Below are 11,513 nucleotides of genomic sequence, written 5' to 3'. Positions count from 1 at the left end.
GAACGATGGAGCGATGACCGATTTCGCGACACCGCAGGATCTGGCCCGCCGCACCGCCGCCGCCGTGGACGCGGCTGTCGGGGCCGGGCGCGAGCTGGGCCTCACGGTGACCGACGCCGCGGTGTTGCACGACGTTTTCTCCGTCGTCGTCCACTTGGCGCCCGCACCGGTCGTGGTGCGGGTCCCGACCGTGCTGCCCCATAGCGAGAGTCTCGATTCCCTGGCCCGCCGCCAGCGGGACGAGCTGGACGTGTCGCAGTGGCTCGCCGCGCGGGGTACCCCCGTGATCCCGCCGAGTCCGCTCGTGCCGCGAGAACCTGTGCGGCGCGACGGGTTCTCGATGGTGTTCTGGCAGTTCGTTGCCGAGGACCGGGAACGGGAACCCGACTATGTGGCTAATGCCGAAAGCGTGGCCGACCTGCACGCCGCGCTGCGCGACTACCCGGGTCCGCTGACATTCCTGTCGGCGGCCGATCCGCGGTTCGTCACCGAGGGCCTGGCCTTGCTCGAGCAGCGCCCTGATCTGCTCGACCCCGCCGACCTGGACCGCGCCCGGCGGGAGTGGCAGCGGCTGGAGCCTTTGGTGCGTTCCCGCTCGGTATTCGAAGCGGCCTTTCCGGGGATCGACCTACAGCCGATTCACGGCGATTCGCCGCCCGCGAACATCTTCGCCGGCGTGGACGGTGACCTCTATTCCGACTTCGAGCTGGTCACGCTGGGTCCGATCGAGTGGGACCTGGCCGGGCTCGGCCCCGAACACGAATCCGCCTACGACCGTGGGGCGCGGCGCATCGGCACCAGGCCGTTGCGCAAGGATGTGCTGGGCTTCGTGAACGCCGTGGGCATGCTGCGCATCATCGCCACCCTCACGCTCGCGCCGCAGTTGCCCGTGCTGATGGACTACCTCACCCCGGCTGTCGACCTCTGGCGCGAGATGCCGTTCGCGGGCGGCCTCGCCGTCTGACTCAGGACTCGGCGAGCAGTGCGGTGGCGGCGCCGCGGATTTCGCCGAGGTCGCCGGTCCAGCCGAGCAAACGCAACGCCGCGTCCGGGATCGCGGTTTCCGCGTAGTCCGGGGCGGCGCCCGCGTCGGAACGGATGCTGATCACCGTTTCGACGAGCCGGAACGGCAGTACTTCGGCGCCGCGGACGGCCGCCGGACCCGCTTCGGACAGTACGTCGAGAGCGAAAGACTCGTAGTGCCCGCGTAATTCGTCACGACGCCGCCGGAACGCCGCGAAGCGCTCGGTGCGCAGGTCCGGAAGCAGGTACAGCGCACCGAGATTCCAGCGCGCCGCGCAGAGCTGCCGGACGTCGAACAAGGCGAGGGCATAGAGCCGGAGGGGCGCGGATACGGCCGCTTCGTTCAATTGACGCGCGAGTTCCAGTGGCGTGGTGATGGTTTCGGCGAGCAGCGCGTCGAGGATGTCGTCCTTCGCGCGGAAGTGGTGATAGAGCGAGGCCTGCCGGATGCCGACGGCGTCGGCCACTGCCCGGGTCGAGGTATTCGCATAACCCTTGGTGGTGAACAGTTCTCCGGCCGCGTCGAGGATCTCCGCGCGAGGTGTCTGCCCGCGGCGCGCGCGTTGCTCGAGCCGGGGACGGCCGGGACCGGGGTTTGTCACCTGCCCATTCTGGCACCGCTGCGGCAAGCTCCCCGCCGCCCGCTCCGGCCCGGTGAGGTTTCTGTCATTTGACAGAAATCGGGGCAACACAGAAGTTACCGGCGTTCCCGGAAGTGATACACGCGCGACACCGGAAGCACGATCCCGGACGCAAAACTGTCACTCGATAGATATTGGCCACACGCCGGAGGAACCCATGGCCACGACACTGACCCCACCCGATGCCGACAGCGCCGACCTGGCGGGATTCGGCTATCAGCCGGTCCTGCACCGCAAGCTGGGCCGCTACGCCTCGTTCGCGGCCGGATTCTCCTTCGTCTCGATCCTGACCACGATCTTCCAGTTCTTCGGGCTGGGATACTCCTTCGGCGGCGCGGCCTTCTTCTGGACGTGGCCGCTGGTGTTCGCCGGACAGTTCCTGGTGGCTTTGAATTTCGCCGAACTCGCCGCGCACTACCCGATTTCCGGATCCATCTACCAGTGGTCCCGCCGTCTGGCCGGTGATCTGGTCGGCTGGTTCGCGGGCTGGGCCATGATCATCGCGCAGATCGTCACGGCCGCCGCGGCCGCGATCGCGTTGCAGGTCGTGTTGCCGGCGGTGTGGAGCGGATTCCAGGTCCTCGGCGGTGATCCCGCCCTCACCTCGACCTCCGGCGCGGCGAACGCGGTGCTGCTGGGCAGTGCCCTGATGGTGCTGACCACGCTCATCAATGTGCTCGGGGTGAACGTCATGGCCCGGATCAACGCCATCGGCGTCACCATCGAAATCGTCGGTGTCGCCGCGGTGATCGGGCTGTTCTTCGCCGACGCCGAGCGCGGCCCGCAGGTCGTCTTCGATACCCAGGGCGCCGCGCCCGGCGGGTACCTGGCCGCGTTCCTGGTCTCCGGGCTGATGGCGGCGTACGTGATGCTCGGGTTCTCCTCCGCCGGCGAATTGGCCGAGGAGACCAAGAATCCGCGCAAGGTCGCGCCGCGCACCATCCTGTCGGCGCTCGCGGTCTCGGGCCTGGGCGGCGGGCTGATGCTGCTCGGTGCGCTGATGGCCGCACCGAGTCTCACCGACGGCAATCTGGCCACCGGCGGGCTGGCGTATGTCATCACCGCCAAGCTGGCCAGTCCGGCGGGCACGGTGCTGCTGTGCGCGGTGGCGGTCGCGGTGTTCGTCTGCACGCTGGCGATCCAGACTGCGGGATCGCGCCTGATGTTCTCCATGGCCCGGGACGGGAAACTGCCCTTCGCCCGCGCACTGTCGACCGTGCACCCGCGGTTCGGCACCCCGATGCTGCCCGCGGTCGTCTTCGGTGCGGCGGGCATCGCGCTGCTGGTGATCAACCTGGGTAACGCGGCGATCTTCGCGACGCTCGCCAGCGTGTGCATCGTCATGTTCTACCTGGCTTACCTGCTGGTCACCGCGCCGATGCTGCGGCAGCGGCTGCGCGGGTGGCCGGAAGCCGGTGTCGAGCAAGGCCTGTTCTCGCTGGGGCGCTTCGGTATCGCGGTGAACGTGGGCGCGGTGCTGTGGGGTATCGCGATGGCGATCAATCTGGCCTGGCCGCGGCCGGAGATCTACACGCCGCAGGGCGGTGGGTGGTGGCTGCTCTGGTCGGCGCCGTTGTTCGTGATCCTCAGTGGCGCGGTGGGTTTCGTGATCTACCTGCGGGTCAGCCGGCAGCGGGCCGCCGTCGGCGACGGCTCCACCGAGCAAGCGTCGCAACCCGCGGTACAGCCCGCATGACCTCAGACAGGGAGCCAGCCATGACCGACCAGAACACCTCCTCGACCGCGGGTGCGCGGGCACACGCCCGCGCCCAGGCCGCGGCCGCCGACTTCGTCGTGCCCACCGCGGATGACATCGGCGCCTCGGCAATCACCTGGGCCCAGCGCATTCCGCCGGGCGGTTACGCCGATCCGGTGCTCGGTCGCGGCACCCGGATCCGGTTCAGCGATCCGGACGGTGCGGCCTGCGCGCACCTGCTGCTGCTCCGCGCCGACGCTCCGTGGGAACGACTCAATGTCGCCGACACCGTGAAAGTGCCTTGGCAGGCCTATCTTTCGACCGGACATCCACTCCTGTCGGATCAGGGCCGGGTGCTGGCGACCATCGTCGCCGACACGTCCGGCCACCACGACGCCCTGTGCGGACCGACCTCCGCCGGGCGAAACCAGCTCCGGCTGGCCGGGGCGAAGCAGGGTCTGACGCCGCGGGATATCGGGCCGACCGTGTCGCTGTTGCGTGGTGCCCGCGTCGAATCCGATGGCACGCTCGTCGCGGCGGGTAGCGCTGGACCCGGCGGCTCGGTGGATCTGCTCCTGCACCTGCCGGTAGTGCTGCTGGTCGCCAACGCGCCGCACCCACTCGACGAGCGGCCCACCACCGCTCTCGACGTCGTCGCCTGGTCGGCTCCCGACGAACTGACCGTGCTGAGCAACCCCGACCCGGAATACCGCCGTGCTGTCGAGAACACCGAATCAGCCTGGACCGCACTGACTCTGGAGGCACACGCGTGACCGCCACCCGCACGATCGTCCTCGACGACATCGTCCCCGCCTGCGCACCATGGTCCACCGTCGTCGGTGCGGGCGAGATCTTGGACATCATCGACCTGCACGGCAATCAGGCCGTCGACTGCCTGCTCTACAACGCGGCCGAGCACACCGACCGCTACAGCGCGCAAGCCACCGTCACCGCGCAGCGCAATATCTTCCTCACCACCGGCAGTGTGCTGCTGACGGATGCGGGCACCGCGCTGATGACGGTGATCGCGGACGAGGTCGGCAACCACGACACCATCGCCGGTGCCTGCTCGCAGGAGTCCAATACGCTGCGCTACGGCCACCACACCCGGCACCAGCATGCCTGCGTCGAGAATTTCCTGATCGAAGCGATGAAACACGGTCTGGGCAAGCGGGATCTGGTGTCAAACATCAACTGGTTCATGAACGTGCCGGTGGAACTGGACGGCACCCTCGGCATCGTGGACGGATTGTCCGCTCCCGGAAAGAAAGTCACGTTGCGCGCGGAGACCGACACGCTCGTCCTGGTCTCCAACTGCCCGCAGATCAACAATCCCTGCAATGGTTTCGACCCCACGCCCGTGCGCATGGTGGTGTCGCGATGACGGCCGAGGTGGTGCGGCCCGGCCTGCTCACCACGGTTCAGGATTGGCCTGGGCGGGTCGGTTACTGGCATATCGGGGTACCGCCGTCGGGGCCGATGGACGACCTGTCGTTCCGGCTCGGCAATCGGGTGCTCGGAAACGCCGAGGGCGCGGGCGGATTGGAGTGCACACTCGGGGGCCCCGCACTACGGTTCACCGAACCGGCCTGGATCTGTGTGACCGGCGCACCGGCCGAGGCCACGATCGACGGTGTGCCCGTGCAGCTCTGGCGCGCCGTCGAAGTCCCGGCGGGCGGCGTGCTCGATATCGGCGCGATTCGCGGACCGGGAATGCGAACCTACGTGCTGATCGCCGGCGGGATCCAGCTGCCCGAATATCTGGGCAGTATCGCCACATTCACCCTCGGCAAGTTCGGTGGCGACCACGGCGGCGCGCTGCGTGCGGGTGACGTTCTCCCGCTCGGCGCGCCACGGGCGCGGATCGCCGCGGCGGTGCCGATGGACGACCAGCCGGTGCTGACGACACGGTGGGAACTGGCGGTCACCGAGGGCCCGCACGGGGCGCCGGAATTCTTCACCCGCGCCGACTTCGACACCATCACCGGCACCGATTACGAAGTGCACTTCAACTCCGACCGTACCGGCGTCCGCTTGATCGGCCCGAAACCCGAGTGGGCGCGCACCGACGGTGGTGAGGCCGGGCTGCATCCGTCGAATATCCACGACAACGCGTATTCGATCGGCGCGCTGGACTTCACCGGCGACACACCCATCCTGCTCGGGCCGGACGGCCCGAGTCTCGGCGGTTTCGTCTGCCCGGTAACCGTTGTCGCGGCGGACAAGTGGAAGCTGGGTCAACTCGCCCCCGGCGACAAGGTGCGGTTCGTGCCGATCCGCAGCGCGAACGCCGCCTCGATCCGGGAATTGGGTGCACGCAGGCGGGCGAATCTGCCGCTGGTGCTGACCACGGGCGGTGACGGGGACGACGGTGTGCTGCGCCGCGCCGACGTCGACGACGAGATCGGGGTCACCTATCGCCGGCAGGGCGACGACGGTGTGCTGGTGGAATACGGTCAGCTGACACTGGATCTCGCGCTGCGGGCGCGGGTGCACGCCCTGTACCAGCATCTGCTCGCGGCGGCGGTGCGCGGCATCGTCGAAATGGTGCCGGGTATCCGGTCCTTGCAGGTGCGGGTGGACCCGCACGTTCTTCCGATCCCCCGGCTGCTGGCCCTGCTGGCCGAAGCCGAACAACACCTGCCGGCCGCCGATGAGCTCGTCGTGCCCAGCCGCACCGTACATCTGCCGCTGTCCTGGGACGATCCCTCGACCCGGGAAGCGATCACGCGTTACATGCACGGTGTCCGCGCCGACGCGCCCTGGTGTCCGTGGAACATCGAATTCATCCGTCGGATGAACGGATTGGCCACCGTGGCGGACGTCCACCGCATCGTGTTCGACGCCGAGTATCTGGTGCTGGGCCTCGGCGACGTGTATCTCGGTGCGCCCGTGGCCACACCGACCGACCCCCGCCACCGCCTGGTCACCACGAAGTACAACCCCGCCCGCACCTGGACACCGGAGAACGCGGTCGGGATCGGCGGCGCCTACCTCTGCGTCTACGGCATGGAAGGCCCCGGCGGCTACCAATTCGTCGGCCGGACAACGCAGGTGTGGAACCACGCCTGGCAGCCCGGCACCGCGGCGGAAAACCCTTGGCTGCTGCGATATTTCGATCGCATCCGCTGGTACCCCGTCGAACCGGACGAGTTGCTCGACAAGCGCGCCGATTTCGCCGCGGGCAATGTCGAGGTGAAGACCGAGGACGGGGAATTCCGTCTGGCCGACTACCGCGCGTTCCTCGCGGACAACGCGGCTTCCATCGACCGCTTTCGGGCAGTACAGGCGGAAGCCTTCACCGCCGAACGGAACTCGTGGCAGGCGGCCGGCGAGCTCACCTGACACGGGTCACGTTCACCAGCCGAACAACTCCGCCAGATCGATGGAGTGGTCGTCCCAACGGTGCTCGATGTCGCGGCGCTGCTCAGCGGGCAGCTCCGGCGCCCATCCACAACGCCGCCAGAATTCTTCGCGATGGTCGTCGGTCATCCGCATCGGCTCGGTCATGGCTACTACTCCTGATGGCCACTGTCCTGCCCTTCGAGTGTGCGCCTGTGCCCGCGCCGACACGCCGGATCAGCGCAGATCGCGGAAGAACTCGCGCACGTCGGCGAGCAGCAGCTGCGGCTGCTCGAGCGCCGCGAAGTGGCCGCCACGGTCGACGTCGGTCCAGCGGGTGATGGTGTTCTCCCGTTCGGCGAAGCGGCGGATGCCGACGTCGTGCGCGAACACGATGGCGGCGGTCGGGATGCCCGAGTTCCGCTGGGGCGGACCCCAGGGCTGGCCCTGCGCGTAGCCGACGAAGGCGGCCGAGCCCGCGGTGCCGGTCAACCAGTACAGCATGACGTTTGTGAGCAGGCGGTCGCGGTCGATGATCTTGTCGGGGGCCACATTTCGCGGGTGGGTCCACTCCCGGAACTTGTCCATGATCCAGGCGAGCTGCCCGACCGGCGAGTCGACCAGTCCGTAGGCGAGCGTCTGCGGCCGGGTGGATTGGATCGCGATATAACCGAATTCCTCGTTCATGAACGTCTCGATGCGGCTGACCCGGTCGCGTTCCAGGTCGGTGAGTGCGGCCAGTTCCGCGTCGGGCAGCGGCAATTCGGGGAAGCCGAGGTTTCCGTTGACATGCACGCCGATCACGTTGCCGGGCGCGACGCGGCCCACTTCCGGGCTGACGCCGGCCCCGATGTCACCACCCTGGACGCCATAGCGCTCGTAGCCCAGCCGATCCATCAGTTCCGCCCAGGCGGCGGCGATCCGGCTCATCGGCCAGCCGTTGTCGCGCACCGGACTGGAGAAGCCGAAGCCCGGCAGCGCGGGAATCACCACGTGGAACGCATCGGCCGGGTCGCCCCCGTGCGCCGCGGGATCGGTCAAAGGTCCGATGAGGTCCAGGAATTCGACCACCGACCCGGGCCAGCCGTGGGTCAGCAGCAACGGCACCGCGTTCGGCTCGTTCGACCGGACATGCAGGAAATAGATTGTCTGCCCGTCGATTTCGGTGGTGAACTGCGGATAGGCGTTGAGCCGGGCCTCCTCGGCGCGCCAGTCGTAGCCGGTGCGCCAGTAGTCCACCATGTCGCGCAGCCACGCGGTCGGCACGCCGGTGTCCCAGTCGTCTCCCGGCAACGGCGCGGGCCAGATCACGTGGTCGAGCCGAGCGCGCAGATCATCGAGCCGCTGCTGGGGGATGTCGATACGAAATTGCTTGATCTCGTTGCTCATGATTCGAGCTTAGGAACGGCCTAGGACGGATCCGTTCCTAAGTAGGAACTCAATCGGTCCGGACCGTCGCCTCCGGATTCACCCGGTCCCGGATGATCCGCAACGCGGAGGTCAAACCGTCCAACTGCGCGGGGGTCAGCAATCCGGTGAACCACTGCTCGATGGCCGCGATATAGGCGGGCAGCACTTCGGTGACCCGTTGTTCGCCGGCCTCGGTGAGCACCGCGTAGGAGCTGCGGCGATCAGCTGGATCCAGTTCCCGCCGCAGCAGTCCGGCGCGTTCGAGCCGGTCCACCAGGCGGGTGACGCCACTGGTGGACAACGACGTCTGACGTGCCAGATCGGTCATGCGCAGCCGTCGTCCGGGCGAACGACTCAGGCGCAGCAGGGCATTCAGGTCGAGGCCGGACAGTCCGCCCGCCTTCCATGCGGGCTCCAGCTTCTTCAGCAAACCGTCCTGTGCCTCGAACAGCAGGCCCGCGACGGTCAGTCGAGGATCGTCGAAGAGGTCCATGCCGCCAACCTACCGCACTCATTGCTACGCGGATAGTTGACACGAGGAACATCTCTCGGTAGAAACTTGTCTAAGCAATATTCCTCACGTCAAATAAATGGAGGCATCGATGTCCAACTGGGTTGCTGGGTTCCGGTCCGCTGTGATCAGCCCCTACGAACAGATCAAGTTGGCCGACTCGCGGGCGTTCGCCGACCAGACACTGCGCCAGGTGCTGCGCCTGGCGGGCGGCGGCGAACAATTGCGGGTGCGGCTGACCAACCGTTACGGCCGCGAGCCGCTCGTGGTCGGCGCGGTGCGAGTGGCCGAGCGAAAGGTCGCCGCGGAGATCGTGGCCGAGACCGATCGGCCGGTGCTGTTCGACGGCGCCGACCGGTTGGTCATCCCCGTGGGCGAGGAGGCGGTCTCCGATCCGGTCGACTTGGTCGTCACGGCGGGGACCGATCTACTGCTGAGCATCTACCTGCCCGAACCGACCGGGCTCGCGACCTTTTCGCATCAGCCCATCGAAATCGCTTACCTGACAACCGGAAACGAGACTGCCGCGCTCGCCCCGAGCGACATCGAGGAGATTCCGGCACGGTTCTTCGTGACCGGTGTCGATGTCCGCGCCGACGGCCCGGTGATCGTCGCCTTCGGCGATTCCTGGTTCGAAGGCGTGGGCACCACCCTCGGCGCGAATCACCGCTCGGTCGACTATTTCAACCAACGCCTCACCGACGGGTGGGCGGTGAATCAGGGCATTGCCGCGAACCGGCTGCTGACCACCGAGGTGGGCGAGCCCGGCCTGGCCCGCTTCGATCGCGACGTGCTCGCGGTCCCGGGCGTCACCCGGGTGCTGGTCAATTTCGGCATCAACGACCTGATTCTCGGCGGCATGGCCGGCCAGCCCTCCGCCACGGCGGCCGAGCTGATCGCCGGATTCACCGAGCTGGCCGAGCGCGCGCACGCGGCGGGCCTGACCATCCACGCCGCCACCATCGGGCCCTACGCCGGGTGCGTATATCCGGGTCTGCCGATCGAGGAATCCCTGCCCACCCGCCGGGCCGTCAACGAATGGCTACGCGCCACCGATGTTTTCGACGCGATCTTCGATGTGGCCGCCGCCGTCGCCGACCCCGCGCGCCCGGACTTCATCCGGCCCGAGTTCGATTCCGGTGACGGCATGCACCTCAACGACGCGGGCGCGCACGCCATGGCCGCCACCATTCCGCTCGCGTGAACTAGCCGCTCGGCGGGGTGAGGCCGCGCAGCACGATGTCCAGGCCGCCGTGGAACTCCTCGGTGGCGGTGAGCCGGCGGGCCTGGGCAGCGGTCTCGGTGAGATACGGGTAGTCGGCGGCCACGAGCTCCGCCATGGCGGCGGTGCCGGGGCCGCTCAGGGCCGCGTAGTGCTCGTTCTGCAGAAAACCGAGTAGATAGGCGATCACGGTGCGCTGAGCCAGGACTCGGTCGCGTCCGGTGAAGCCGGCGGTGGCGAGGACCCCGAGCATGGCTTCGATGAGGTGCAGGGTCGCCAGGGCGGATTGCCGGTGGCGCATGACCAGCGGGACCACCGCCGGATGCGCGGAGACGGCGACGCGCATCCGGTCCAGCAGCGTCCGCAGCCGGTCACGCCAGTCGCCGGGCGGGACGGACAGGTCGACGCCGCCGAGGACCTGGTCGACCACCAGGACCTCGAGCCGATCCCGGTCGGGGACATAGCGATACAGCGCCATGGTGGCGACGCGCAGTTCCTTGGCGACCGCGCGCATGGTCAAGCCGGGCAGGCCTTCGCGGTCGAGCACGGCCAGGGCCGCCGTAGCCAGGTCGGCGGTGGTCAGCGAGCGGGGGCGGGGCATGGGTTGACAGCGTACAAGGTACGCGCATACTGGTTGTAGGCGTACGTCGTACACCTAACATTCGTCGAAAGGCTTCCCATGTCCCTGCCCACCACCGTGTCCCGCCGCGCACTGACCACCGTCACCGGCGTACAGGTATCCATCCCCGATCCGGATTGCCTTGTGCACCTGCAGTTCCGGCGCTTCGCGGGCTGCCCGGTATGCAACCTGCACCTGCGCTCGATCGTCAACCGGCACGCGGAGATCACCGCCGCGAACATCCGTGAGGTCGTCGTATTCCATTCCAGCGCAGCGGAATTGCGCAAGTACACCGACGACTTCCCGCTCGACTTCATCGCCGACCCGGACCGGGCGCTGTATCGGGAGTTCGGCGTCGAGTCCGGTCGCCGCGCCCTGCTCGACCCCCGCGCCTGGCCCGCCATCCTCCGCGGCGTAGTGCACACCCTCGCCGCGGTCGCGCGCAAGCGGGAGATCGCGCCGCCGAGCGAACCCGAAGGCGGACGACTCGGTCTGCCCGCGGATTTTCTGATCGCACCCGACGGCCGCGTCGTGGCCTCGAAACACGGTGCACACGCCGACGATCAGTGGTCGGTGGACGAACTTTGCACGCTGGCGTCCGGCCGAGGGCAGCGCTAGCCTCGGGGGCGCACAAGATCGGTCGATGGAGGGGATTGTGGTGATGGCCGGGTTGGGGACGGTAGGGATCTACCGGGAGATGTATCAGGGGAAGGAGCATCTGCCCTCGCTGCGCGAGTCGCAGGCGGTGCGCGCGCTGACGGATCAGCAGCAGATCCTGGGGTATATGCGCGCGGGCACACCGGTTTTCGACGTGCTCGAGGACGTGGTGGATCTCGTGGACAACAGCACGGTGATCCCCGGCGGGCCCTCGCTGATCTCGGATGGCCGGTGGATCTGGCGGGTGGACTCGATCCACTACCTCACCCATTACCGGCTGGCATTTCCGGAGACCTTTGTGCAGCACGTGCGGGGCAGCGACTACCGTCCGCCGGTCACCATCCCGGCGACCGACGAGTTCGACGCCGCGGTCCTTTCCTTCTTCTGAGCGA

Annotated in this window: 13 protein-coding genes; 8 read left to right on the top strand and 5 right to left on the bottom strand. The window is 68.0% G+C overall.

The window, feature by feature from the left end; genetic code table 11:
- Nucleotides 1–13: 13 nt before the first annotated feature.
- On the top strand, nt 14–964 hold the full coding sequence (locus BJ987_RS09365; protein ID WP_209886923.1) for a phosphotransferase: 951 nt from the start codon (nt 14–16) through the stop codon (nt 962–964).
- Between the two features lies 1 nt (nt 965).
- Here the strand turns inward: BJ987_RS09365 and BJ987_RS09360 are convergent, their stop codons facing one another.
- Entirely contained in the window at nt 966–1,625 is a 660-nt protein-coding gene (locus BJ987_RS09360; RefSeq protein ID WP_209886920.1) for a TetR/AcrR family transcriptional regulator, read from the bottom strand.
- A 196-nt stretch (nt 1,626–1,821) separates the two neighbouring features.
- Between BJ987_RS09360 and BJ987_RS09355 the strand changes: the two genes are divergently transcribed.
- From BJ987_RS09355 to BJ987_RS09340, 4 genes are read left to right on the top strand one after another with little or no spacing between them, the layout of a single operon-like run.
- Nucleotides 1,822–3,360, top strand: a complete 1,539-nt coding sequence (locus BJ987_RS09355) for an amino acid permease (protein ID WP_209886917.1) — start codon at nt 1,822–1,824, stop codon at nt 3,358–3,360.
- Between the two features lie 20 nt (nt 3,361–3,380).
- Nucleotides 3,381–4,133 (top strand): DUF1989 domain-containing protein, encoded by a 753-nt coding sequence (locus tag BJ987_RS09350; protein WP_209886915.1) that lies wholly within the window; start codon nt 3,381–3,383, stop codon nt 4,131–4,133.
- The gene (locus BJ987_RS09345) at nt 4,130–4,744 is read left to right on the top strand and encodes an urea amidolyase associated protein UAAP2 (RefSeq protein ID WP_209886914.1); all 615 of its coding nucleotides are present in this window, start codon (nt 4,130–4,132) and stop codon (nt 4,742–4,744) included. The genes BJ987_RS09350 and BJ987_RS09345 overlap by 4 nt, the downstream gene beginning before the upstream one ends.
- A complete protein-coding gene (locus BJ987_RS09340; protein ID WP_209886912.1) occupies nt 4,741–6,705 on the top strand; it encodes a 5-oxoprolinase/urea amidolyase family protein in 1,965 nt (654 codons plus the stop codon). Before BJ987_RS09345 ends, BJ987_RS09340 begins: the two co-directional genes overlap by 4 nt.
- 12 nt (nt 6,706–6,717) lie before the next feature.
- On the opposite strand, the gene BJ987_RS09335 is transcribed toward BJ987_RS09340, so the two are convergent.
- From BJ987_RS09335 to BJ987_RS09325, 3 genes are all read right to left on the bottom strand, one after another.
- Complete coding sequence (locus BJ987_RS09335) at nt 6,718–6,870, bottom strand: hypothetical protein (RefSeq protein ID WP_209886910.1); 153 nt, start codon at nt 6,868–6,870, stop codon at nt 6,718–6,720.
- A 69-nt stretch (nt 6,871–6,939) separates the two neighbouring features.
- Nucleotides 6,940–8,091, bottom strand: a complete 1,152-nt coding sequence (locus BJ987_RS09330) for an epoxide hydrolase family protein (protein WP_209886908.1) — start codon at nt 8,089–8,091, stop codon at nt 6,940–6,942.
- 49 nt (nt 8,092–8,140) lie between these two features.
- A complete protein-coding gene (locus BJ987_RS09325; protein WP_209886904.1) occupies nt 8,141–8,605 on the bottom strand; it encodes a MarR family winged helix-turn-helix transcriptional regulator in 465 nt (154 codons plus the stop codon).
- 109 nt (nt 8,606–8,714) lie between these two features.
- Between BJ987_RS09325 and BJ987_RS09320 the strand changes: the two genes are divergently transcribed.
- The gene (locus BJ987_RS09320; RefSeq protein WP_245365879.1) at nt 8,715–9,827 is read left to right on the top strand and encodes a GDSL-type esterase/lipase family protein; all 1,113 of its coding nucleotides are present in this window, start codon (nt 8,715–8,717) and stop codon (nt 9,825–9,827) included.
- A 1-nt stretch (nt 9,828) separates the two neighbouring features.
- Here BJ987_RS09320 and BJ987_RS09315 read toward each other — a convergent pair whose 3' ends face one another.
- Nucleotides 9,829–10,446: a TetR/AcrR family transcriptional regulator gene (locus BJ987_RS09315; RefSeq protein WP_209886898.1), complete on the bottom strand. Its 618-nt coding sequence runs from the start codon at nt 10,444–10,446 to the stop codon at nt 9,829–9,831.
- Nucleotides 10,447–10,524: 78 nt separating this feature from the next.
- On the opposite strand from BJ987_RS09315, the gene BJ987_RS09310 reads away from it, so the two are divergent.
- Together BJ987_RS09310 and BJ987_RS09305 are read left to right on the top strand one after the other, a co-directional pair.
- Nucleotides 10,525–11,082 (top strand): peroxiredoxin-like family protein, encoded by a 558-nt coding sequence (locus BJ987_RS09310; protein ID WP_209886895.1) that lies wholly within the window; start codon nt 10,525–10,527, stop codon nt 11,080–11,082.
- Nucleotides 11,083–11,107: 25 nt separating this feature from the next.
- Entirely contained in the window at nt 11,108–11,509 is a 402-nt protein-coding gene (locus BJ987_RS09305) for a hypothetical protein (protein WP_245365878.1), read from the top strand.
- Nucleotides 11,510–11,513: the final 4 nt, after the last annotated feature.

This window comes from Nocardia goodfellowii (assembly GCF_017875645.1).
GTDB classification, from domain to species: Bacteria; Actinomycetota; Actinomycetes; order Mycobacteriales; family Mycobacteriaceae; genus Nocardia; species Nocardia goodfellowii.
This window is presented reverse-complemented; position numbering and strand designations above follow the sequence as displayed.